This is a genomic window from Williamsia muralis NBRC 105860, assembly GCF_001598915.1.
GTDB classification, from domain to species: Bacteria; Actinomycetota; Actinomycetes; order Mycobacteriales; family Mycobacteriaceae; genus Williamsia; species Williamsia muralis.
On the sequence record NZ_BDAP01000007.1, the window covers coordinates 112743 to 136129 of the forward strand.

The following is a 23387-nucleotide window of genomic DNA, read 5'->3' on the forward strand; positions in this document are numbered from 1 at the left end:
TTGGTACCCGACTGCGGGCAGTCATCCCCATCCCGACCGATAGAGTTCCTGACGGAGATGGTGCTATCTCAGTCCTGGGTATCGGCGAGGCAGATGTCGTCGCCGCGGACGCCGCGGCGGAACAGCTCGCCGTCCGCACAGGGGAGATCGAAGCGGAAGGACAGCGCATGAGGTCACTGAACTTGGCTGAAGAGGATCTGGGTCGGGCCCTGGTGGTGATCGTCGATGACCGGGCCGCCCATGGTGAGGACCAGGCCTTGATCGGTCCTCTGGTGGGGGAGTTGCTCGAAGAAGCCGGTTTTCACGTCGACGCGGTGGTGGCGGTGGAGTCCGACGAGGTGGAGATCCGCAACGCCCTCAACACTGCGGTCATCGGCGGGGTGGACTTGGTGATCTCGGTCGGCGGCGTCGGGGTCGGTGGTCGCGATGTGACTCCCGAGGCGACCGCGGATCTACTCGATCGCAAACTGCCTGGTATCGAAGAGGCCTTGCGCAGTTCCGGATTGGCTGCCGGCGCGATGGATGCCGGGCTGTCACGCGGGCTTGCGGGTGTCTCGGGGCAGACGATCGTCGTCAACTTGGCCAATTCGCGGGCCGCTGTTCGTGATGGCATGGCCACCATCACCCCGATGGCGAAACACCTGATCTCGTCGATCAGCAACTTCTGATCGGGTCCGATGAGCGACTCGAAAGACGGAAAGCGAACCAAGACTCGGGCCGAGTTAGAGAAGGTTTTCGGCGAGGATTTGCCCTCGACCAGCAGCGATGAGCGACCGATCGGTCGAAGTGATGAAGGTCACAGTAACGCCGATATGCGTGGGGACGAATGGTTTATCGAGAATCGCCCGCCACATCACGGCTGAATCGCGAATAGGTCACGGCCCGGTTCCTGGGCTTTTCCTGATAATTCGCTGAACTTGCTGCAAAATCAACAGTTGTTCATTCACTTTAGCGAAGTTCCCTATCCAGACACGACTGCTGCGAACTGTTGCCCGCACCTGTTCCTGGGGTTAACGTTCCGCTCGATACGGCCAGTACCAGTGCGGGGGTTGGGCGTATCCCGTGCGACGTCCCCAATGGCGACCGCGGTGTGGGCAAGGTGTTCGGCTGAGATTTACCTACCGGAAACTACGGGCACACAAGCCCGTTAACTGCCCCGGTAGAAGATTCCGCTGAACCTTTTGGTCACTTCGAGCTCACGATTTGGTTGAGCTTGGATTACACAGCAATCCTGTGAGAGGGAACGAATGAGCAAGATCAACATGTTCGGTCTGCGCCGCGTTGTCGGCGTTGGTGCGATTACCGCGGTTGCCGCCATTGGCCTGGCCAGCATGGGCGCAGGAAACGCCGCCGCAGGACCCCTGCCCAGCGGCAGCAAGGTGACCCAGGGTGTCGACGGCACCGTCGTCAAGATCAGCCGCACCGGCGAGGCCGCTTACCCGGTCCCGTCCTTGGCGAACAACGGCGCAGGCCGCGCCGCAGAGGTTTCCGGCCTCGTCACCGTCACCGCCGGTGGCGCCAGCGGTACCCTGACCACCGGCTACATCGTCGGCTGCCAGGTCGACATCACCGGTCTCGAAGGTGGCCTGAACGCCTCCATCGATTCTTCTCTGAGCCTGGGCCTCGACGGCTCGCTCTCGTTCCCCCTGGCACCCGGTGAAGCGGCTTTCGTCCCGCTCGGCACCAAGACCTTCGAGGGCGGCGTTGCAAGCGTCCAGTACAAGCGTCAGGGCATCGAGGTGCAGCAGTGCGGCGGATACCCCCAGGCTCGCGCCTTCACCACCGTGCAGACCGAGGGCAACTACGTCATCAAGTCGACCCTCTACGGCGCCCCGTTCAGCCTGAACTGATCGTCGGCAGATAAACCAACTAGTCTGAAATCTCATCTGCCGCAAGCAGATTCATATTCCTGAAGGGGAATCATGCGCAACAAACTCTCGCGTCGTCTCGCCGCGGTGGTCGGCATCGCCGGTGTCTCGGCCATCGCACTGTCCTCCATGGGTGCCGGCGGCGCAGCTGCCGGCGCTCTGCCCGGTGGCGTCGCCACCCAGAAGCTGATCGACGGCTCCAACGTCACCGTCACGCTGAAGGACGAGTTCGTCAACATCCAGCCGTCGACCGTGGCGGTTCCGACCAGCCGCAACGTGTGGCTGTCGGGCAAGGTGCTCGTCACCGTCGACGGTGAAGCCGAAGGCGCCACCGTCGAAGCCGGTTACGTTGTCGGCTGCCAGCTGACCTTCGGTGCCGGCGGCAAGGCCGGTATCGGAACCTCGCTGGATCTCTCGGCTCCCGGCACCCCGTTCACCACTCCCGAAGCCGGCCTGAGCGGCGGTCTGACACTCGGACCCGGTGAGGCCACCTACGTGCCGATCCTGTCGTCCGACGACGCCACCGACTTCAGCTTCGAGGGCAACGCCGGCGGCATCGCTTACAGCCAGGAAACCGTCAAGGTCGACGGCTGCGCCGGATACGCCGAAGGACAGGCGTACGTCAAGGTCACCGTCGACACCCCGTCGGTCACCGGCATCGTCACCCTGTGGGGCTCCAAGTTCAGCCTCGGCTGATAGGCAGATCCCTGCTGCCTGACAACTGAACAACCCGAAAGCCGGACCACCGCAAGGTGTTCCGGCTTTCGGCGTTTCACCAGGATGCTGACATCGCCGGTGCTGGCCGGGCAGGCGCCGAGGCGGTGATCGGAGTTCGAACACGTGTTCGACAAACTGCGGATACTGGACTACTATCGGTCATAGGGAAACGTCCTGACAACAGAGGCACTTTGTATCTAGTTGTCAGCGTTCGCTTTTCGGTTGACTGGGGGGTCATCATGTCCGACGGTGCTGGCATCGATTCGCCTGTGGTGGGCGCGGTGTCGGGTCTGGAGTCGGCAATCGATCAGCTCGGCGAGGTGAGTCTGACGGCGCTTTCCGACGAGGATTGTGTACGTCTGGTCGACCGGTTGGAGGTCGCGTCGCGGCGGTTGCAGTCCGCGGGGTTGCCGGTGTTGCGGGAAGTGGTTGTGCGACGCGCGTATTCGAAACTCGGGTGCTCCTCGCCGGCTGCGATGTTGACCTCGCTGGCACGGCTACGCCCGGGTGCTGCCCGAGCTCGGGTGGAAGCGATGGACGCGTTGACGCCGTCGGCGACTCCCAGCGGTGAAGTTGTAGATGCTCGATTCCCGAACACCGCAGAAGCGTTGCGCGAGGGTGTGATCGGACTTGATCACGCTGGGGTGGTGGCGAGGGTGATGGCGAAGATTCCGCACAAGGTCGATGCGGAGAAGCGGACAAATACAGAGGCGGCGCTGGCTGATCTGTGCCGCAAGCACACTCCTGGCCAGGTAGAGGCGATCGGTGAGCGCATCGTCGAATACTTGGATCCCGACGGGACGTTGGCCGATGACGCCGACAGGGCCCGGAAACGTGGATTCAGTGTGGGGAAACCGGCCACGGATCTCATGTCGACGGTAGCGGGGCATCTGGACCCGGTGACCCGGGCCTTGCTGGATGTGATGCTCGCGGTGTGGGCCGCTCCGGGGATGAACAATCCTGATGATCCGCTGTCGCCCTCAGGTGCGGCCGATGATCCGACGGTGGACAAGGACCTCTTGCAAGCTGCGGCAGACAACGACACCCGCAGTGCGGCGCAGCGTAATCACGATGCGGTGAAGTCGATGCTGATGTACCTGCTCGAATCGGGGCAGCTGGGCAAGACGCATCACGGATTGCCCGTGCAGGTCATCATCAACATGACCAAAGACCAGCTCGATCAATACATGCTCGAGCAGGTGTCGCCAGAAGGCGTTGACGGAGAGGACGTTTCGGGATCTGAGTTTGAACCCGGTCGAGCGCCGGCGTCAGCAGCAGAATCAGGCCGTGAACCGGAGCCAGGCTGCACGTCAGAGCCAGACCGCGAGGCGGAGCTAGCCCGCGAGGTGGAGCGCACGCCAGAGCCGGCATCAAAGCTGGAGCCAGACCCCGAGGCGGAGCAAGACCGTGAATCGGAGGTCGTTCATCCGTACCGGGAGACGCACTGGGAGGATCCGAGCTGGTTGCCTTCGGTCACTGGTGGGCCGACGCGACCGGTACGGGACGGGGCTGGTCTACACGGCGACCGGTGCGGTGTTGCCGATCGCTGATGCGTTGAGGCTTGCAGTGCGTTCCGACAAGACGTTGGCCATTTTTGCGAACCATTCGAATGAGCCGTTGTTTCTGGGTCGAGCACGCCGTCTGGCCAGTGAGGCGCAGCGTCTGGCGATGTTTGCCGCGCACCGAGGCTGTTCGCATCCGGGTTGTTCGAATCCGGCGTTGTGGGCCGAGGCGCACCATGTTCGCGAATGGGCGCAGGGCGGGTTCACCGACATCACTCACCTGGCTCCGGCATGCCCGCAACACCACCAACTCGTAGGACCGGGGGAGCATCAGTGGCAGACGGTGATGATCACCGACGGCCCCGACGCAGGGCGGTGTGCCTGGATCCCACCGGCACTGTTGGATCCGGAGCGACAACCCCGGGTCAACCGTGCCCACCACCCGGACGAAGCCATCATCGAGGCCCGTCAGGGCATGATCGCGCGCCGCAAAGCCGAACTCGAACAACGCAATCGAGAACTCAGCCCTCAACCACCAGATTCACTACCGACCAGACCGTCGGAGAACAACCCTCCGCCAGAAGCCCCGCCTCCACCAGGTGCCCCGCAGGCCGTGGAGGTCCTCGTGGAATAGGGGCAGTGAAAACAGGAACTGCGAAGCAGCAGGAACGGCGTGCCGAGGTCGCTGGGCCCCTTCGACAAAAAATATCGCCCCGGCCTGAGCCGGGGCGATACGTCGATCTCGAAATGTTTACGGGCTGCTGTGCCTGCCGCCGCCGTTGTGGTCGTCGCGACGTCCCGGTGGGGGCCCGTAGTTCGGTGGTGGACCGGTGAGCGGGTCGTAACCGGGTGACGGGCCGGTCAACGGATCGGGGCGGTAACCCTGACCCTGATCTGGCCCCTCATGCGGCGACGGGTTCGGGCGGGGCGGCGGACCCGGGTTGTACCCGGGCGGCGGGCCCGGCGGCTGCTGATAACCGGGAGGCGGTCCACCCAGCGGCGGCTGGCTCCGCGGCGGCACACCGCCCTGGGGCGGCTGTCCCTGCGGCGGCTGGCCGATCGGTCCTGAGCCACCGGTAGGCGGACCCTGCGTCGGATAGACGTTGGCGCCACCGATCCGGTCCGACTGCTGCGAAGAGAACTGCTGCGTACCGGCAGAAGACGCGCCTGCGCCGGCGGCGGCCGGACCCGAGTAAAGCGGACCGGAGTGCGGGCCGTCGTCGCCACGCCGGTCGATGAGAGCCTGATCCTTCTCGCTTGTCGCGCCGGCGATCTTGGCCTTCTCCTCGGCGGGATCCTTGCCTTGGAGAATGTCGCGGATCTCGGCGAGCAACTCCGACTCCGTCTGGGCCGCGGCGTCGTCGCCGTCGCGCGCTGCGAGCGTCTTCAACTTCTCGTACGGCATCACGATCAGGAAGTAGACAACCGCGGCAACGATCAGAAAGTTGATGGCGGCGGCGATGAGGGCGCCGATGTCCACAAACGTTTCCGGATTGCCGGACCTGATGGTGAATCCCAGCCCCTGCGCGGAATCGGTGCCACCGATCGAGTTCACCAACGGTTGGATGATGTTGGTGGTGAACGCTGTGACGATCGCGGTGAAGGCAGCACCGACGACCACGGCGACAGCGAGGTCGATGACGTTTCCCCGCATGAGGAAATCTTTGAAGCCCTTGAACATGTAGTGACCCTTCCCACGAGGGAAACGAGCTCTAATTGCTGTCCGCTGATCCTAACCAGCGGTCGCGGAATTTGCCGTTCACAACATGCAGTCAGTGAAAAACCAGTGTGATCGGAGCGGTGAGGGTGGCCGCTGCGACCACGTGCGCGTCGCGCTCCGGCAAGGCGAGAACGGCAAGTCGGGCATCTGACCCCGTCCGCGAACCTGACTCCTGCGACACGAGTGCGACCACTGCTCCCTTGGCCAAAACCTTTGTCGCCGATGACTCTTCAGCGGTGTCGGCATCGTCGATGCTCAGCACGTCGACCACGTCTCCTTCGCGGAGGAGATCGATCACCGCTGTGTCGGCCACCTTCACCGGAACCAGGCGCGCATCGGGACGCTGCATGATCTGAGCCGGCAGGCGGCTGGTGAGCACACGGGAATCGGTCAAGATCTCGCCCGCCCGTACCGGGCCGGTCACCGTCTTGTCCAGGAGGTCGGCCGCGTCGTCGACTGTGCCTGCCGGGAGGTCGCCCGGACGGAACTCGCGCGTGGTCAGGTCGCCGATCGTGAGGGGTTGCCCAGGGCTGATGTCATGGGCCGCGATCACCGCCGGCCGCAGTTCCTCGGTGCGGCCCGCCGTCAGTGCGGCCACGAGCGCGACCGCCAGCAGCACGATTGCACAGGCTCGGCGGAGGAGCAGCGACCGTGTCCATCCGGGCCTGACGGCATGACGGACGCGGTCGGAGAGTGTCGGGTTCAGAGCATTGCGCGCGGCCATGGGCGAACGTTATGGCGATTGCCATCCATCGTCCGCTTGGTCAGGCACCGATATGAGGTTGCCTGTGCACAGTCCACTGTGTGTGGACAGGTGTCAGGAAGCAGCCTTGGCAGTGGTCGAACTGCTGGACGTGCTGCTCGACGAGCTGCTGCCCGAATCCGTCGACTTCGCTGCAGGCGCCGATTCCTTGCTGCCGGAGTCGGACTTCGACGAGTCGCTCGAACTCGACTCGCTGCTCGTGGTGGTGGAGCGGCTGTCGTTGCGATAGAAGCCGCTGCCCTTGAACACGATGCCCACGCTGTTGAACAGTTTGCGCAGCTTACCGGCGCATTTCGGGCATTCGGTGAGCGAGTCGTCGCTGAAAGATTGCACGATGTCGAAGCGGTTGTCGCACTGTGTGCAAGCGTACGAATATGTGGGCACCGAAGACCTCCGAAGGTGTTAAGCCGAGAACGTTGTGGATTCTACCGTCGAACTGGCACTCTTCGTTAACGAGTGCCAAGGTCAGCTTGTTCCCAGTCGTCTGAACCCCTCGCCGGGTGTCAGGCTCCAGCCCATCGGCACGTCGAAGTCGTCCGTTGGCAGCTCGTCCACCAGCTCGTCGTCGAACACCACGGCAACCAGTTTGTCTGTGTCCACCTCTGGTATCGACCGGTCGTAGTAACCGGCTCCGCGACCGAGTCGAATACCGTGGCGGTCGACCGACAGCGCCGGGACCAGGATCAGAGCGGCGTCGCCGAGCGCGTCAGGTGAGGTGCTGTCCCCACCGGGCTCCAACAGTCCAAACCGTCCTTCATGCAATGACTCCGGTCCGTCGTACCAGGCCCAACGCAGCGGGGCAGGCGGGCCCGCCGCCACCTTCGGCAGCAAGACCCGGAAGCCGCCCTCGCGCAACACCTCCAACAGCGCAGTGGTGCCCGGTTCGCTCCCGATCGGGACGTAGGCCGCAATGACGGCGCCCGGCTCCACCCGCGGACCGCCCTCGGGGAGGTTCGCGATCCACGTCACAATCGAGGCATCCAGGCTCGCCTTAACCTGGGGAGACAGGCTGTCGCGACGCTCGAGGGCGAGCTTTCTCCAGGTTGCTTTGTCGATGAAAATCGGTACGCCCCTCTCATGTTTGGCGATCAGCCGATAGGTTTACTCACACACCAGTGTGATCAACCTAGGGTGGGAAAATGACTGAAGCGCAGACCAGCCCGGCCAACGAGGTCGAATACGAGTCGGTTCCGGGCACGCCGCCCATTCCGCGAACCGCAATTGTGCCGGCCGCCGGCTTGGGTACCCGTTTTCTTCCGGCGACCAAGACCGTGCCGAAAGAACTCCTTCCCGTGGTGGATACACCCGGTATCGAATTGGTGGCCGAAGAGGCCAAGTCGGCCGGTGCCGAGCGACTGCTGATCATCACGTCGCCGGGTAAAGACGGTGTTGTCGCGCACTTCGTCGAAGACCTGGTGCTTGAACACACCCTCGAGTCCCGCGGCAAAGACACCATGTTGGCCAAGGTGCGGAACGCGCCATCGTTGCTGGAGGTCGCGTCGGTCATCCAGGAGAAGCCCCTCGGACTCGGCCACGCGGTTGGATGCGTCGAGGCCAAACTCGACGACGACGAGGATGCTGTCGCGGTGCTGTTGCCCGACGACCTGGTGCTTCCCAACGGCGTCCTGGAGGTGATGGCCCGAACACGCGCCAAGCGCGGCGGCACGGTGCTCTGCGCCATCGAGGTCCCGACCGAAAAGATCAGCGCGTATGGCGTATTCGACGTCGAAGAACTTCCCGATGCTGCAAATCCCAATGTGATGAAGCTGAAGGGAATGGTCGAAAAGCCCGAGGCAAAAGACGCACCCTCGAATTATGCGGCGGCCGGGCGATACATCCTCGACCGCGCAATATTTGATGCATTGCGACGAATTGAACCCGGCGCAGGTGGCGAATTGCAGCTCACCGATGCCATCGCTTTGTTGATTGACGAAGGTCATCCGGTTCACGTGGTGGTTCACCGCGGAACTCGCCACGACCTCGGGAACCCGGGCGGGTACCTGAAGGCGTCGGTCGACATCGCCCTCAACCGTGAGGATTACGGCCCCGAATTGCGCGATTGGCTGGTCGAACGCCTCGGCTGCAACTGACCGCCGACCCACAACAGCACCCGGTTCAACCGCGTTTATGCGATGGCGCGCGGCGATCCCTGGATGCGAGAGAACGGAAATCGCCGACAAACCAGCTAACGTCAGTCGTCAGAACTACGACACGGCGACCCGTTGGCACGGCGAACGAGCACTATCGGGCCGCCACGGCGATTGAAGGAGGCGATCGGTGCGTTCGGTGGAAGATCACCTGAGCCGGGTGACCGCCGCGGCAGTGGCTCCCAGGCCGGTGCGCGTCGCGATCTCGGAGTCACAGGGTCTGCTGTGTGCCGAAGAGGTTGTTGCCGACAAGCCGTTGCCCGGGTTCGATCAGGCTGCCATCGACGGATATGCCGTTCGCAGTGTGGATGTGGCCGAAGCGGGCACCATCGCCGATGAGGAATCGGAGTCGCCGGGCGACCAGGTGATCGTCGTCCTGCCGGTGGTGGGGGAGTTGAAGGCGGGTTCGCGGACGCCAACACGGCTCCAGCCAAGGCAGGCGGTCAGGGTGGAGACCGGCGCTCCCTTGCCGACACTCGCCGACGCCGTGGTGCCCAAGCGGTGGACCGACGGCGGACTGCCCAAGGTCCGAATCGGTCATGCGGTACGCAGCGGGCAATACGTCCGGCACGTCGGCGATGACGTCCAGCCCGGTGACGTAGCGGTCCGAACCGGAACGATCATCGGTCCCGCGCAGGTCGGTCTGCTCGCCGCAGTCGGTCGCGACCGCGTGCTGGTGCATCCGCGGCCACGGCTTTCCGTCATCTCCATCGGCGGCGAGCTGGTCGATATCGACCGGACGGCCGGGGGCGGTCAGGTGTACGACGTCAACAGTTACGCGCTCGCCGCGGCTGCTCGTGACGCCGGCGCAGACGTCAACAGGGTCGGCATCGCCGACAGCGAGCCGTCGCAACTCCGTGAACTGGTCGAGGGGCAGCTGATTCGTTCTGAGATCGTCGTGATCACCGGCCCGGTCGGTGGGGCCGCCTCGGAATCGATTCGCGAAGCCCTTTCGGAACTGGGCGAATTGGAGATCGAACGCATTGCGATGTACCCGGCGTCGGTCCAGGGTTTCGGCCAGCTGGGCCGCGACGAGGTGCCCACCTTCCTTCTTCCTGCGAACCCGGTCTCGGCGTTGGTGGCTTTCGAAGTGATGGTGCGACCGCTGATCCGGATCGCGCTCGGCAAACGCCAACCGATGCGGCGAGTGGTACGTGCCCGCACGGTCAGCCCCATCACCTCGGTGGAGGGAAGGCGCGGATATCTGCGTGGACAGCTGATGCGCGATGAGCAGACGGGCGAATACCTCGCTCAGGTGATCGCGGCCGCAGACGGTGGATCACATCTGCTCGCGGGCTTGGCGGAGGCGAACTGCTTGGTCATCATCGAGCCGGAAGACGTTGAATTGCGCGCCGGCGATGAGGTGGACGTCGCATTCCTGGCTCAGCGGGGGTGAGAGTGCACCGTGCGCGCCTGGAGCAGGGGTGACACCGGCCGCCGTGGATGGCCGGCCAAGCTCGGGCCGATATCCGTTGCGGGAGGCGCGGTTACGGTACGTCCGGTCCGGCTGCGTGACGCCAGGGTGTGGAGCAGGCTTCGCATCGAGAACCAGAATTCGCTGTTGCCGTGGGAGCCGACGGGCGTCGGCTTGTGGTCGGCCCGGCACAACCCGGCGGCCTGGCCGGGTCTGCATTCGGTCCTGAGGGCCGAGGCAAAGGCAGGGAACATGCTGCCGTTTGTCATCGAATTGGACGGCGAGTACTGCGGACAACTGACGGTGGGCAACATTCAGCGTGGTGCGCTGCGCAACGCATGGATCGGATATTGGGTGGATGCCGCGGTCACCGGACGTGGAGTGGCAACGGGCGCACTGGCACTCGGCGTCGACCACTGTTTCGGACCGGCGGGTCTGCACCGACTCGAGGCCACCGTGCAGCCTGCCAACGCGGCGTCGCTGGCGGTACTGCACAAGGTGGGATTCCGTGACGAAGGCCTGCTCAAGCGCTACATGGACGTCAACAGCGCTTGGAGGGACCACCTGTTGCTCGCGTTGACCACCGAAGATCTCACCAGCAGTGCCGTGGACACATTGATCCGCAGCGGCCACGCCACGGCCTGAACCCCTGCGCCCACATGCCTCTCTGCTCGCGCTGGGAGGCCGCTCCTCTCCGATCACCGCGTGATCACCCACAGATGGAACGAATCGGCCGGGACATCGGCGCGTCGGCGCTGGTTGGGCAGCGGTGAGCCATAGCCTGATTCCTATCGTCTGTTACAGGTGTGACTGACGCGTACTCGACCGGCCGGTCGGGGCGAGATTGCCGACAGGAAGGAGCTGCCCATGCCGAACTCGTTGCTGTGGGTGTGTCTGGTGGCGATCTGGCTCTTTGTTCTGGTGCCGATGGTGGTGAAGTCGCGTCCCACCGTGCGCAAGACAACCGACGCCGCAATGTCGACACGGGTGCTCTATCGAGGTGGCCGGGCCATCGCCAAGACCCGTCGTCGCATGGCTGCAGGCCGTCATCCGCACGATCCCGATTGGGAACCCCCGGTGCGTGAGTACCGCAAGACCGCAAAAGCAACGGCGGCAACAGATGCCGTTGACGTCGAGGACGCCACGACGACCAAGGTTTCGGCCGGCAAGTCCGAGCCTGCACCGGTCTCGGTGAAAACCGTTGCAGCTGCGGCTCAGACAAAGACTGTCGACACCAGTGACAGTGATGCCGACGCAACCACGGACGACAAGACGGTAGTGGCTGAAGCTGCCGACCTTAAGTCATCCGATCACCGCGACGCCGTTGCTGAGCGCGATGACAAAGATGCAGACGCAGATCGCGATGATCGGCGCGTCGAGGACGCAGAGCTCGACGATGCTGAGCTCGAAGACGCGGACCATGATGACGCGGACCATGATGACGCGGAGAACGACGTAGATTACGAGGACGCCGACCACGAGGTCGCCGACCACGAGGACGCGGACTACGACGACGGCGACTACGAAGACGCTGACTACGACGACGATCTCACCGACGAGGACATCAGCGCCGACGAGGCTGCGGATCAGGCGGAGCAGGACGAGGTCGCCCGGCGTGCACGTCGCGGAGGCTTCGACCCCGAGGCCGATCGCGAGCGCAGCGACAAGCGCTACCGGTTCCGCCAGCGTGTGATGGCCGTGCTCGGAGTGCTGGCGCTGCTCGGCATCGCGGCCGGCTTCTTCCTGGGTTCGGTCGGCTGGATCCTCGCCGCGGCCACGGTTGTCGCGCTGGTCGGTTACCTTGCCTTCCTGCGCCGCGCGGTGCGAAACGAACAGCGCATCCGTCGTCAGCGGATGCAGCGGCTCGCCCGGGCCAAGCGCCAGGAGGAAGAACGCCGCGCGCACCCCGAGGTCGACCCCCGGGCCGAGGTGCCCCGCAGACTCCGTCGGCCAGGCGCGATCGTGCTGGAGATCGACGACGAGGACCCGATCTTCGACCACCTGCCGCGGTTCGAGCACCGCGAAGAGGTTGTCCGTGAACCCTCGTACCGGCGGGTGGTGGGGCAGTAGTCCCGCCCTGTTAATCTTGTCGAGTCGCTCACGCGGCAAAGGGGCTATAGCGCAGTTGGTAGCGCGTCTCGTTCGCATCGAGAAGGTCAGGGGTTCGATTCCCCTTAGCTCCACAGAAACACCGAGCCCCACCGAGCCGAATACGCGCCAGTTACCTCGAAACGCTCCACCTACAGGTGGAGCGTTTCTGCGTATGTGGAGCGTTTGGCGCGGATCAGCCGCTGGGCAGGAGTGACCTGGGCTCTTTCGGGGTATCCGAAGACAAGCAGCGCCGGTCCAGACAGCGTTTTCTCGGTTGTGCGCATGTGGCGAAGGGGACCAAAAACTTCTTCTGGTCGTAGTCGTCCGCTCTGTGAGCGGTTCCGAATACCAGGAGAGGAACATACACACCCGAAAAGACGAGGTATGCATGACCGACGACTTGGTGGTTTTGGCAAGCGCTGACGGACGTCCGTGTGGGACGGCTGACCGTGCGACCGTGCACACCTCACACACCCCCTTGCATTTTGCATTCTCGTGCCACGTGGTCGACGAGGGTCGCCTGCTGATGACCCGGCGTGCACTGAGCAAGCGGACATGGCCCGGCGTGTGGACCAATTCTTTCTGTGGGCATCCGCGGCCCGGTGAATCCGTCGAGGACGCGATTTACCGTTACGCGCAACGCGAGCTGGGCATCGATGTCGAGGATCTGCGTTGCGTGCTACCCGACTTCCGCTACCGGGCCGTCGATTCCAGCGGCGTGGTGGAGAACGAGATCTGTCCGGTGTTCGTCGCGAGCCCGGTGGGGACGCTGCGACCGGACCCGGACGAAGTCGCCGAATACGCGTGGTCCGACATCTCCGATGTGTGGGCAGTTGTCGAACGTGCCCCGTGGGCCCTGAGCCCCTGGCTCGTCGAACAGATCCGGTCGATGCCCGCACCCGACCCCTACGGTCTCGACGCACATCCCAACTGGCTGCGGGCGCAGATGGAGGTCAACCGATGACCCTGCGAGCCGGTGGACCGAAAGCGAGGGCGAGTCGAATGGTGCAAACACGTGGGCGCATGGATGCGATGGCGCCGTACCTGCGGTACGACGCGGCAGCCGACGCCAGCGCGGCGCTGGTGATCCGTTGCTACTCCTCGTCTTTCGGGCTCGCGACCCGAATGCTCGGTGGGCAGGTGCGGCAAGACGTCCGCAACATCTACGCATTGGTACGGATAGCAGACGAAGTGGTGGACGCCCCCCGGCCCGGCCAGGACGGCGTCGACCGGCTGGTGGAGCTCGACAAGCTCGAACAGGACACCTTCGCGGCGATCGAAACGGGATCGAGTGCCAATCTTGTTGTTCACGCGTTCGCGAGGACCGCTCGTCGAGTCGGGATCGACAAGGAACTCGTCGCCCCGTTCTTCCATTCGATGCGCACAGACCTACAGCGCACAAAGCACGACTTCGCCAGCCTCGGGAGCTACATCTACGGCTCAGCTGAAGTGATCGGCCTGATGTGCCTGTGCGCATTCGTGGCCGGTGAACCCAACCCCTCCGGTCGTTACGCGGAGCTGGCGCCCGGCGCCCAGCGCCTCGGTGCCGCATTCCAGAAGATCAACTTCCTCCGGGACTTCGGCGACGACAGCGACGGACTCGGACGGCAATATCTTGTCGGCCTCCAACCCGACGACCTCGACGAAGAGATCTGGAGCAGCTGGCTCGACGACATCGAGATGGACCTGGCCGCGGCCGCGGAGGTCATTCCACGGCTACCGCGAGGCTCGCGCGTGGCAGTGTGTACCGCGCACGACCTGTTCGCCGAACTTACCCGGCGCCTGAGGGCGACGACGGCGGCGCAAGCTCGGCTGACCAGGGTGCGCGTGCCCACGCCGGAGAAGGCTCGCATCGCGGCCAGAGCAGCCCTGCGCCGTGGGCGACCTCACGACATCGATACGGAGAACAGCTTCAAGTGACCGCACCATCGAAAAAAGTAGTCATCATCGGCGGTGGTGTTGCGGGGCTGGCCACCGCTGCCCTGTTGGCCCATGACGGCCACGACGTCGACTTGGTCGAGAAGAACGATGATCTCGGTGGCCGTGCCGGCTCCTGGGAGCACGAAGGATTCCGTTTCGACACCGGACCGTCGTGGTGGCTGATGCCCGAGGTGTTCGACCACTTCTTCGATCTGCTCGGGACGTCCACCGAAGAGCAGGTCGACCTGGTTCGTCTCGAACCGGGCTATCGGGTGTTCTTCGAGGGCGCCGACGAGAAGATCGATGTCGAAGGTGACGAGGAACGAAACCGGGCACTGTTCGAGAGCATCGAGCCAGGTGCCGGAGCGGGCTTGGGCGATTACCTCGACTCCGCCCGGCATGCCTACGACATCGCCGTCAAACGTTTCCTCTACACGAGTTTCGATTCTCCGCGAGCCTTCCTCGGCCGAGACGTGTTGCGCAACGCGCCGAAGCTGGCCGAGCTGCTCACCAGGTCCTTGCAATCATTTGTCTCGCAACGATTCTCGGATCGACGACTGCAGCAGGTCCTCGGCTACCCGGCGGTGTTCCTCGGTTCTTCTCCGGAACGCACCCCGGCCATCTACCACCTGATGAGCTGGCTTGATCTCGCTGACGGGGTCCGTTACCCCAACGGGGGTTTCACCACGTTTGTCGACGCGCTGTCCAGGCTGGCCGCCGACAACGGGGTGCGATTGCACACCGGTACGGCAGCGACCGCAATCCTCACCCGCCCGAGGGCCGACGGCAGGCGGGGTCGCCGGGCAATCGGGCGACGCCGCGACGAGGTTGTCGGGGTGCGGGTCGCCGACGGTCATGGGACTCAACGGGATATCGCGGCCGACATCGTCGTGGGCGCCGCCGACCTGCACCACGTGGAGACCCGGCTGCTGCCGGAGCATCTGCAGACGTTCCCGCAACGGTGGTGGGACAAGGCGACTTCGGGGCCCGGCGCTGTCCTGGCGTATCTGGGTGTGCAGGGGAGTCTTCCTGAACTGGCTCATCATTCGCTGTTCTTCACCGACGACTGGACAACCAACTTCGACGCGATCTTCGAGTCCCCGACGCACATGCCGGATCCCGCATCGCTGTACGTGTGCCGCCCGTCCGCGACGGACGACTCGGTGGCGCCAGCAGATCACGAGAACATCTTCATCTTGGTGCCCTCGCCTCCGGATCCCGGTCTGGGACATGGGGGCATCGACGGTGCCGGCGCTCCCGACATCGAGAAGGTCGTGGACCAGGCTGTTGCGACGATCGCCTGGTGGGCGAACATCCCGGATCTCGCCGAGCGGATCGTCGTCCGGCGGTCGGTGGGGCCGGCCGACTTCGTCGACAACGTCAACTCGTGGTCGGGTGGTGCACTCGGTCCGGCGCATACATTGCGGCAGAGTGCGTTTCTGCGCGCCACCAACCGCTCCCACAAGGTCGAGGGCCTGTTTTATGCCGGGTCGAGTACCCGCCCCGGCATCGGTCTGCCGATGTGTTTGATCAGCGCCGAGCTCATCCGCAAACGCCTCAAGGGAGATCGGACCGTCGGTCCATCACACTGACATCTGCCCGTCACACTGACGCGCCTTGCCGAAGAGATCGCTCAGGCTTGGCGCCAGACGCACTTCTCGATGAGGGTGGTCAAAGCCTGCCGGGTCACGGCGTCCACCGGTAGTGTGTCCACGATTTCTATAGCGTCGCTGGTGAGTTCGCCGATCCGCGCTTCGATGGCCTGATCGGCGCGGGTCTCGGTGAGCACCGAACGCACGGCCTCGAGGTCGGCGTCGGTCAGTTCGGGATTGCCCAGCGAGCGCCTCAGGATGTCTTTCTGCGCGTTGTCGGCGCGCGATTCGGCGACTGCCATCAGCAGGGTGCGCTTGCCTTCACGAACATCGTCGATCGCTGGTTTACCGGTGATCTGAGGGTCGCCGAACACACCCAGGAGATCGTCACGCAGCTGGAAGGCTTCGCCGGCGGTCAGCCCGATCTGGTCGTAGAGGTGCAGGAGCGTGTCATCGGCACCGGCGATCGCGCCACCGAGTCGGAGCGGATGGCTGATCGTGTACTTGGCGCTCTTCAATCGCAGGATGAGGTCGGCGCGGCGGCGGGAGGTGGCGGCCTCGGTCTGGCTGAGCATGTCGAGGTATTGGCCCGCATAGGCCTCGTCGCGCATCTGCGACCAGATCGCCCGAACCGCGCGGCGTGACCTCGGATCGAGAGCGTCGGTGGCCATCGCGGACAAGTCGTCGGACCACGACAGGCACATGTCGCCGACCAGGATGGCAGCCGCCGAGCCGTGTTCGTCACCGTCGCCGAGTCGTTGCTGGCGCGCGTGTTCGGCCGTGAAGTGGCGGTGCATCGTGGGCAGGCCGCGCCTGGTGTCGCTGTTGTCCATCAGGTCGTCGTGCACAAGTGCGGCGAAGTGGAAGAGCTCGATCGCCGCTGCCATCTCGGCGACGCCGGCAGCCAGTTCGCCTCCGGTCACACCGTACGAACCCCACATGCAGAACTGAGCGCGCAGCCGTTTCCCGCGGTCCAGGCTGTCGGTGACAGCCGTGGCCAGGGGTGTGACCTCCGCGCTCAGATCGCTCATCGCGGCCGAGTGGTCGGAGACATGGGCGGTGAGCACGGCGTTGACAGCAGTGACGATCTCGTGGCTTCGGTCCTGGAGCAGATCGTTCGAGATCGGCGCCTCGGTGTGGTGATCTACTGACGTCATGTGGCGTTCTCCGTCCCCGAGCGGCGATCAAACTGTTGAGTCGTTGCATTGGTTGCTTCGGAACAGAACACGAATCGGATGGGTGGTCGGCGCATCGACTGATGGCCGGTTTACACAGGCAACCGTTCCCGCAGGCGATCAGGTCACTGAGCTTCGGGCACGCGGGCCGTGACGAGCCAGGCCCGCGCGTCGAACCAGACACCGTCTGCACGTTGGTGGCTCGCCAGCATGTCGCGCAAACGCCCCGTCGCCTGTTCCGCCTCGGGCGGACTCAGCCGTGCCATCGTGCCGGCAACGTTCCCGAAGCCACCGACCCAATCGAGGGCGGCGTGGACATCTCGGCCGTAGAAGACCGGCTCATGGACGCCGTCGACGACGACGTCGACAAACCCGGCATCACTCATGATCGCCGTGACGGTTGATGGATCGGCGAGTGAGAACGCATCGGGTACCTGACCGGGGCCCGACGGGCCGGTCGCGGCGAGGGCACGGGCGATGGCCGAGCTCCATTCGTTGTGCTCGCGTGCCTGCCACACGAGCATGGCCAGTCGCCCGCCCGGCCGTATCGCGCGTCCGATGTTGGTGAACGCTGCGACCGGGTCGCCGAAGAACATGGTTCCAAAGCGGCTGATCGCCACATCGAAGCCGCCCGGTGTGAACGGGTGGGTCTGTGCGTCCGCGACCTCGAACGTCACGGTTGAAAGTCGCTCGGCATCAGCGATTTCGCGGGCTCGCTCGATGGCGGATTCGGAGATGTCGATCCCGAAGGCATTGCCGGCGTGAGCTGTTCGCGCCCCCTGACGCGTGGAGTGTCCGGTTCCACACCCGATGTCGAGAACGCGGTCGCCGGCTCTGATCGCGCAGGCCCGATGCAGTGGTTCGTCGTAGAGCGACAATTCGGCGTCGTAACCGTCGTAGATGTCTGTCATGGCAGCACCTGGCCGCTGGTCTCCTGCCCGACGCTCGCAGGCGCCAGGCCCTGCTCGGCCGCGTAGGTGTGGAGGCGGGCTGCCAAGTCGAGTGGTCGACTGAGCGCGGGGGTGTGTCCGCCGTCCATCTCGTCCGGGGTGATGCCGAGTCGCTCGGAGACCACCCGGCGTAGGTAGGCAGCAGGGAACACCCGGTCCTCCCGGCAGATCAGCACTCGGGTGGGGACATCAGGCCAGGCGCGCAGAGGTGTCGGTTCCTCGGCCCGCGCCTCGGACTCATCGCGACCTTTCGCCACGGCCTGCGCGGCCAACTCCGGCGGCACGTCGTGATAGAACAGCGCGACAACATCGTCGTAGTGCGTGCGCTTTTCGTCGCCGAGGCGGGTGTTGGTGAAGTAATCGCCGGGTGCCTCACCGGCGGTCGGGATCATCGGCGCGACCAGAACGAGCAACTCGACGGCGACCCGCTCACAGACGAGGGGAGCGGTGAGTCCGCCCGCCGAATGCGCGACGACAACGATGTCGGACCGATCGCTCACCGCAGTGGCAATCGTGTCGGCATACTCGGCGACGCCGGCAGAGCCGTCTCCGCAGGGCAGATCAGGTGCCACGGTGTCGTGTCCCCGCGTGCGTAGATCGGATTCCACGAGGTGCCAATACCAGCCGACATCCCCGGCCCCGTGGATGAACGCAAAGGTGGCCACGGCTTCCTTCCTCGGCTCGATCGAAGTGCGTCCCGGCCCTGCACCCACGTTGCCGGTTCATGGCGTACGCCACGGTGCGGTCGGGTTTGCGAGTCGCAGATCGGAGGTATCAGTACTCATGCGGCCCGTGTTTTCCCGTGAAGAAGCGTATGCCGGTTGGTCGCGTCTGCATGGCGGTATCGATCCCCGGAGTTCGATGTGGATCAGCGGCTGGGTTCGTATCGCTCACACATGCGCCACCCCGTTGGTGCGCGCAGGTGTCAGCCCCAGCACGGTCACGGTCGCGGGAGTCGCGGTCATGGCGGCCGTTCCGCTGATCGCCTCGGCCGGTGCCGCGTGGCCCATGGTGGCCATGCTCGTGATCCTCGTCGGCGCTGTGCTCGACGGTGTTGACGGAGCGATCGCGGTACGCGCAGGCAAGGCGTCGCGGTGGGGCCGGGTGCTCGACCCGTTCGCCGACCGCTGTTCGGACCTGTTGCTGATCCTCACGCTGGTTGTCCTCGGTGCCCCTGCGTGGCTCGGGGTTTCGCTCGCTCTGCTCACGTTGCTGCTCGAGTCGGTACGTGCGCACGCGCAGGCCACCGGGATGGAGGGGCCTGGAGTGCTGACGTGGTGGGAGCGTCCATCGCGGGTGATAGTCGCATCCTTCGCCACCGCCACCAGCGCGATCGAGTGGGGTGCCAGGCGCTCGGGGATCGACGTGCTGCCGGCCCTCGACGGCGTCACCCTCGTGACCATCTACTCCATCATCGCAACCGTGTTGGCGGTTGCGGGCCTTGCGCAGTTACTGGTCGCTGTTCACTCGGAACTCGAGGACTGACTGCCCTCAGCGTCCCCGATCATGTCGGCGACGATCTTGGCCGACATCATCACCAACGGCAGGCCGCCGCCCGGATGGGCCGAGCCGCCGACGAGGAACAGGCCAGGAACGGGCGATCTGTTGGCCGGCCGCAAAAATGCCGCCATCGCACCATTGGACGACGTGCCGTAGATGGAGCCGCCCGGTGTCATCGTCCGTCGCTGCAGATCGGCCGGGCTGATGATCACCCGGTTCGTGACCTCGCCACGTACATCCAGCCCGCGGTCGGCCATCAGGTCCAAGATCTGGTCGGCGTACCGGTCGCCCAGGCCGGGGGCGTCCCAATCGGTACCCGATTCGGGGTCGTGCGGAGGCGCGTTGACAAGAACGAACCACGCACCCGCGCCCTCGTGCGGAACGATCGCCGGGTCGGGGGGAGCGCTGACATAAATCGTCGGACGAGGAACCGGACGGGCCCGACCATGACGGCCGAAGACCGCGTCGAACTCGTCGTCGTAGTCTTCGGCAAACATCACATGGTGGTGTGGCTGACCGGCAGGGGCGTTCTGCAATGCCAGCAGGATCACGAAGCCGGACAGCGAACGGGTGGTGCGGCGCAGGCGCCATCGCGCCTGCCGGATCGGCCAACGGCGGGCCGTGAGCAACGTGTTGTAGACCTGGTGTGCATCGGCGTTGGCCACCACCGCATCCGCGGAGATGACCCCGCCGTCGTCGACCCGAACACCGGTGACACCTGTTGCGTCCGAGACGATCTCGGTGACCTTCGTACCAAGACGTACGTCGACGCCCAGGGTCAGCGCGCGATCGAGTAGCGCAGCAGCGATACGCCCCAGACCCCCGGCCACGTACCAGGATCCAAAAGCCTGCTCCGCGTACGGCACGCTCGCCAGCGCGGCCGGGGCACGGCGGGGATCAGACCCGGTGTACGTCGCGTATCGGTCGAGCAACATCCGTAGGCGGGGATCGGACAGATACGATTTGCCGATCCCGCGCAACGACCGCCACGGTGCCACCGCCGCGAGCTCATCCAGGTGGCGGGAGAGTCCGAGCATCGTGCGGACGTCGATCGGTGATTCCAGGAACGGGATGCGGGTGACGTCCCAGATCCGTTGGGCACGCTCGGAGAATGCACTCCACTGTGCGCCTCGGCCATCGCCCAGTGCCGCGTCGAGCGCGGCGGGGATGTCGCGCATCTCTCCGGGGAGATCGAGGACGGCGCCATCGGGGAAGGTGTACCGGCAGGCGATGTCGAGGCGTTGCAGTCCGAGTTCGTCGGATGCCGAGCCGCCGCCGGTTGCGGCGAACAGATCGTCGAGGACCTGGGGGAGAGTCAACAGGGATGGGCCCGTGTCGAACACGAAGTCGTCGATCTTCTCCACACCGAGCTTGCCGCCGACCGTGGCGGCTTGTTCGACGAGGGTGACAGCGTGCCCCTGTGCCGCCAGACGTGTTGCTGCGGCCAATCCGCCCACACCCGCTCCGACAACAACGATGTGGCTCAAGCTTTTTCCTCCGGATCATTGCTGGTGTGGTCGGGTTCGGCCCCACGCCGGCCGTCCACCACGGTGTCGAGGGATCGTGTCACCGCCCACCCCATGATCACCACCATATGCAGGATCCAGAGCCACAGACCGACCGCGACCACACCGCCGATGACATCGAGACCCGCGTAGGGGATCCCGACGTCGATGGGCAGCGACAGGAACAACGCGAAGCCCTGGAGGAATCCGGCCATGAACGACGCGGTGGTGACTGCGCCGACCGCTGCCACCCACCATCTCGGGTTGCCCGGTGTCACAGCGCGATACACCCAGACGAGTGCCACCGAGAGCACCAGCCACGTGGCGAGGAAGCCGATCCAGGTGCGGAAGATCAGGTCGCCCGCGCTGCCTGTGCCACCGCCCTCGGGTGCGAAGGTGACGAGCTGCTCGCCCACGGTCCGGAACACCAGTCCGAAGACCGGTATCGCGATGAGCAAGGCCAAAACGCGGGCCCGGGCTCTCCATCCGGTGAACCGGTCGGGTTCGGGCGAGATTGCCAGACACGCGCGCCGCAGACCTTCGCCGTAGAACGATGCCGGGAACAACAGGACAAGTGCTTTGAGTGGGTCCATCTGTACCCCGGCCTCGACCAGTGCGTCGTACGCCGGTCGTGCCCCCATGTCAGGCGGGATGAGGACCCGCAGCGCCAGCAGCTCCTGCTGTGCCTGCAGGTCGGGTTCGAACCACGTGGTGCTCCACATCGCGAGCAGGAACCAGGGGACGATGGCGATCGCTGCGAAGTAGGTCAGCGTGGCGGCAGCACCGGCGATGTCGCCGCCGGCCAGACGTCGTCTCGCTCCGCGGAGAACAACGGCGGTCTCGCCGGTCAGTGTGCGCAGATCGATCACGGCGCCCACTGCGCGGCTCGACTGAACGGCTGCACATCCACCCTGATCAGCGAGGCGTGATGGGCGGCTCGGTGGACCAGGGGAAGTTGATCCAGCGGTCGGTGTACCGCCAGGTGTAGTCGGCCTTGATCACCGATGCGGGCTTCTCGTACAACACCGCCGTCCGTACCTCGGAGGCGTGGTTGCGACAGAAGGTGTGTACGAGTTCCAGTGTCTTTCCACTGTCCGCGACGTCGTCGACGACGAGTACGGTCAGGCCGTCCAGTTCGGTCGCATCGAGGATGGGCGGGAGTATCACCGGTTCGTCGAGCGTGGTGCCCACACCGGTGTAGAACTCGACGTTCATCGTGAACAGTGATTTGCAGTCGAGCGCGTACGCCAGCGCCCCGGCAGGCACCAGGCCCCCGCGCGCGATACCGAGCACCACGTCGGGCGCGAACCCGGAATCGGCGACCGTCTGAGCGAGGTCACGACTCGCCGCCCCGAACAGATCCCAGGTGAGTACTTCGCGTTCGCTCATCGAGCCATGGTCGCACGCAGGCGCAGACGATGTCAGCGCCAACCGAGGGCGGGGGCGACGTGCGTCAGGATCGATTCGATGACGTGTGCGTTGTAGTCGGCACCGAGCTGGTTCGGCACGGTGAGAAGGAGGGTGTCCGCTGCAGCGATGGCCTCGTCCTCGCGGAGCTGTTCGATCAACCGGTCTGGTTCGTCGGCATAGCTCCGGCCGAATCGCGCCGTGGTCCCGTCGATGATGCCCACCTGATCGGCATCTTGTCCGCCACGCCCGAAATAGGCGCGGTCCCGATCGTCGACAAGGGCAAAGATGCTGCGGCTGACGGACACTCGCGGCTCGCGCTTGTGTCCGGCCGACTTCCAGGTCTCGCGGAAACGCTCGATCTGTTCGGCCTGCAGTTGATGAAAGGGCACTCCGGTGTCTTCGGTCAGCAGGGTTGAACTCATCAGGTTCATCCCTTGCTCGGCTGTCCACTCCGCGGTGGCCCGTGTACCGGCGCCCCACCAGATGCGGTCTCGCAAGCCTGGCGATTGGGGCTCGATGCCCAGCAGGCCAGGGGGATTGGGGAACATCGGCGACGGGTTCGGTTGGGCGAACTTGGCGTTGTCGATGACCTTGAGGAAGACATCGGTGTGCTGGCGGGCCATGTCCGCGTCCGAGGCGTCCTCATTCGGCGCATAGCCGAAATACCGGTAGCCATCGATCACCTGCTCGGGCGAACCACGGCTGATCCCGAGCTGCAGTCGGCCGCCCGAGATGAGATCCGCAGAGCCGGCGTCCTCAGCCATGTACATCGGGTTCTCGTAGCGCATGTCGATGACGCCGGTCCCGATCTCGATGCGGCTGGTCCGCGCGCCGACTGCGGCTAGGAGTGGAAATGGCGACGCCAGCTGCCGAGCGAAGTGATGCACACGGAAATAGGCGCCATCAGCGCCGAGTTCCTCGGCCGCGACCGCGAGATCGATCGACTGCAGCAAAGTGTCTGCGGCTGACCGGGTCTGCGAACCGGGTGAATCCGACCAGTGCCCGAACGACAAGAATCCGATGTTCTTCATGACACTGTAAATGAAACCACGGTCCGTTTAATTCCGCGCCATGGCCCCGTACAGAAGACGCCGACAACAAGACGCCGGCAAC

24 protein-coding genes and 1 tRNA gene are annotated in these 23387 nt (G+C 64.9%); 14 read left to right on the forward strand and 11 right to left on the reverse strand.

Translation table 11 applies throughout. From position 1 onward, the window contains the following. Window positions 1–23: 23 nt before the first annotated feature. The 5 genes from WIMU1_RS22270 to WIMU1_RS22290 all read left to right on the forward strand — a co-directional run bounded on the left by WIMU1_RS22270 (window position 24) and on the right by WIMU1_RS22290 (window position 4721). Window positions 24–668 carry a MogA/MoaB family molybdenum cofactor biosynthesis protein gene (locus WIMU1_RS22270; RefSeq protein ID WP_030170518.1) on the forward strand — a complete coding sequence of 215 codons (645 nt, stop codon included), beginning with the start codon at window positions 24–26 and terminating at the stop codon, window positions 666–668. 579 nt (window positions 669–1247) lie between these two features. Beyond that, window positions 1248–1850: an MspA family porin gene (locus tag WIMU1_RS22275; protein ID WP_062800454.1), complete on the forward strand. Its 603-nt coding sequence runs from the start codon at window positions 1248–1250 to the stop codon at window positions 1848–1850. Window positions 1851–1922: 72 nt separating this feature from the next. Continuing rightward, window positions 1923–2564 carry an MspA family porin gene (locus WIMU1_RS22280; RefSeq protein ID WP_062800455.1) on the forward strand — a complete coding sequence of 214 codons (642 nt, stop codon included), beginning with the start codon at window positions 1923–1925 and terminating at the stop codon, window positions 2562–2564. A gap of 260 nt (window positions 2565–2824) precedes the next feature. Next, window positions 2825–4135 carry a DUF222 domain-containing protein gene (locus tag WIMU1_RS22285; protein WP_062800457.1) on the forward strand — a complete coding sequence of 437 codons (1311 nt, stop codon included), beginning with the start codon at window positions 2825–2827 and terminating at the stop codon, window positions 4133–4135. Between the two features lie 16 nt (window positions 4136–4151). Beyond that, the gene (locus WIMU1_RS22290) at window positions 4152–4721 is read left to right on the forward strand and encodes an HNH endonuclease signature motif containing protein (RefSeq protein ID WP_245969082.1); all 570 of its coding nucleotides are present in this window, start codon (window positions 4152–4154) and stop codon (window positions 4719–4721) included. A 117-nt stretch (window positions 4722–4838) separates the two neighbouring features. Here the strand turns inward: WIMU1_RS22290 and mscL are convergent, their stop codons facing one another. From mscL to WIMU1_RS22305, 4 genes are all read right to left on the reverse strand, one after another. Beyond that, a complete protein-coding gene (mscL, locus tag WIMU1_RS22295) occupies window positions 4839–5768 on the reverse strand; it encodes a large-conductance mechanosensitive channel protein MscL (RefSeq protein WP_062800460.1) in 930 nt (309 codons plus the stop codon). A 91-nt stretch (window positions 5769–5859) separates the two neighbouring features. Then, entirely contained in the window at window positions 5860–6531 is a 672-nt protein-coding gene (locus WIMU1_RS22300; protein ID WP_062800462.1) for an SAF domain-containing protein, read from the reverse strand. A gap of 93 nt (window positions 6532–6624) precedes the next feature. Continuing rightward, complete coding sequence (locus WIMU1_RS25910; RefSeq protein WP_081906855.1) at window positions 6625–6954, reverse strand: FmdB family zinc ribbon protein; 330 nt, start codon at window positions 6952–6954, stop codon at window positions 6625–6627. 81 nt (window positions 6955–7035) lie between these two features. Beyond that, the gene (locus tag WIMU1_RS22305; protein ID WP_307715565.1) at window positions 7036–7662 is read right to left on the reverse strand and encodes a 5-formyltetrahydrofolate cyclo-ligase; all 627 of its coding nucleotides are present in this window, start codon (window positions 7660–7662) and stop codon (window positions 7036–7038) included. 47 nt (window positions 7663–7709) lie between these two features. On the opposite strand from WIMU1_RS22305, the gene WIMU1_RS22310 reads away from it, so the two are divergent. The 8 genes from WIMU1_RS22310 (at window position 7710) to crtI (ending at window position 15734) form a co-directional block, all read left to right on the forward strand. Further along, window positions 7710–8660 (forward strand): UTP--glucose-1-phosphate uridylyltransferase, encoded by a 951-nt coding sequence (locus WIMU1_RS22310; protein ID WP_062800466.1) that lies wholly within the window; start codon window positions 7710–7712, stop codon window positions 8658–8660. Between the two features lie 187 nt (window positions 8661–8847). After that, complete coding sequence (gene glp, locus WIMU1_RS22315; protein ID WP_030170543.1) at window positions 8848–10113, forward strand: molybdotransferase-like divisome protein Glp; 1266 nt, start codon at window positions 8848–8850, stop codon at window positions 10111–10113. A 9-nt stretch (window positions 10114–10122) separates the two neighbouring features. Further along, on the forward strand, window positions 10123–10776 hold the full coding sequence (locus tag WIMU1_RS22320; protein ID WP_062800468.1) for a GNAT family N-acetyltransferase: 654 nt from the start codon (window positions 10123–10125) through the stop codon (window positions 10774–10776). Between the two features lie 222 nt (window positions 10777–10998). Next, window positions 10999–12201 (forward strand): divisome protein SepX/GlpR, encoded by a 1203-nt coding sequence (sepX, locus tag WIMU1_RS22325; protein WP_062800469.1) that lies wholly within the window; start codon window positions 10999–11001, stop codon window positions 12199–12201. Window positions 12202–12241: 40 nt separating this feature from the next. Further along, window positions 12242–12314 (forward strand) — tRNA-Ala (locus WIMU1_RS22330). A 296-nt stretch (window positions 12315–12610) separates the two neighbouring features. Then, on the forward strand, window positions 12611–13186 hold the full coding sequence (gene idi / locus WIMU1_RS22335; RefSeq protein ID WP_023962789.1) for an isopentenyl-diphosphate Delta-isomerase: 576 nt from the start codon (window positions 12611–12613) through the stop codon (window positions 13184–13186). A 38-nt stretch (window positions 13187–13224) separates the two neighbouring features. Next, complete coding sequence (locus tag WIMU1_RS22340; protein ID WP_062800471.1) at window positions 13225–14142, forward strand: phytoene/squalene synthase family protein; 918 nt, start codon at window positions 13225–13227, stop codon at window positions 14140–14142. Continuing rightward, window positions 14139–15734: a phytoene desaturase family protein gene (gene crtI, locus WIMU1_RS22345; protein WP_062800473.1), complete on the forward strand. Its 1596-nt coding sequence runs from the start codon at window positions 14139–14141 to the stop codon at window positions 15732–15734. The genes WIMU1_RS22340 and crtI overlap by 4 nt, the downstream gene beginning before the upstream one ends. Before the next feature lie 41 nt (window positions 15735–15775). On the opposite strand, the gene WIMU1_RS22350 is transcribed toward crtI, so the two are convergent. The 3 genes from WIMU1_RS22350 to WIMU1_RS22360 form a co-directional block, all read right to left on the reverse strand. Continuing rightward, complete coding sequence (locus WIMU1_RS22350; RefSeq protein ID WP_062800474.1) at window positions 15776–16891, reverse strand: polyprenyl synthetase family protein; 1116 nt, start codon at window positions 16889–16891, stop codon at window positions 15776–15778. A 143-nt stretch (window positions 16892–17034) separates the two neighbouring features. After that, entirely contained in the window at window positions 17035–17820 is a 786-nt protein-coding gene (locus tag WIMU1_RS22355) for a class I SAM-dependent methyltransferase (protein ID WP_062800476.1), read from the reverse strand. Next, window positions 17817–18524: an alpha/beta hydrolase gene (locus tag WIMU1_RS22360; RefSeq protein ID WP_062800478.1), complete on the reverse strand. Its 708-nt coding sequence runs from the start codon at window positions 18522–18524 to the stop codon at window positions 17817–17819. The genes WIMU1_RS22355 and WIMU1_RS22360 overlap by 4 nt, the downstream gene beginning before the upstream one ends. Before the next feature lie 118 nt (window positions 18525–18642). Here WIMU1_RS22360 and WIMU1_RS22365 point away from each other — a divergent pair, with 118 nt between their 5' ends. Next, window positions 18643–19344 (forward strand): CDP-alcohol phosphatidyltransferase family protein, encoded by a 702-nt coding sequence (locus WIMU1_RS22365; RefSeq protein WP_062800479.1) that lies wholly within the window; start codon window positions 18643–18645, stop codon window positions 19342–19344. Here WIMU1_RS22365 and WIMU1_RS22370 read toward each other — a convergent pair. Genes WIMU1_RS22370 through WIMU1_RS22385 form a run of 4 tightly spaced genes read right to left on the reverse strand, consistent with a single transcriptional unit; the run spans window position 19323 to window position 23305 of the window. After that, complete coding sequence (locus WIMU1_RS22370; RefSeq protein ID WP_062800481.1) at window positions 19323–20846, reverse strand: phytoene desaturase family protein; 1524 nt, start codon at window positions 20844–20846, stop codon at window positions 19323–19325. The genes WIMU1_RS22365 and WIMU1_RS22370 overlap by 22 nt on opposite strands. Continuing rightward, on the reverse strand, window positions 20843–21742 hold the full coding sequence (locus WIMU1_RS22375; RefSeq protein WP_084248485.1) for a YihY/virulence factor BrkB family protein: 900 nt from the start codon (window positions 21740–21742) through the stop codon (window positions 20843–20845). Before WIMU1_RS22375 ends, WIMU1_RS22370 begins: the two co-directional genes overlap by 4 nt. A 37-nt stretch (window positions 21743–21779) precedes the next feature. Continuing rightward, entirely contained in the window at window positions 21780–22253 is a 474-nt protein-coding gene (locus WIMU1_RS22380) for a phosphoribosyltransferase (RefSeq protein WP_023962797.1), read from the reverse strand. A gap of 32 nt (window positions 22254–22285) precedes the next feature. Continuing rightward, window positions 22286–23305, reverse strand: a complete 1020-nt coding sequence (locus WIMU1_RS22385; protein WP_062800483.1) for an LLM class flavin-dependent oxidoreductase — start codon at window positions 23303–23305, stop codon at window positions 22286–22288. Window positions 23306–23387 lie beyond the last annotated feature (82 nt).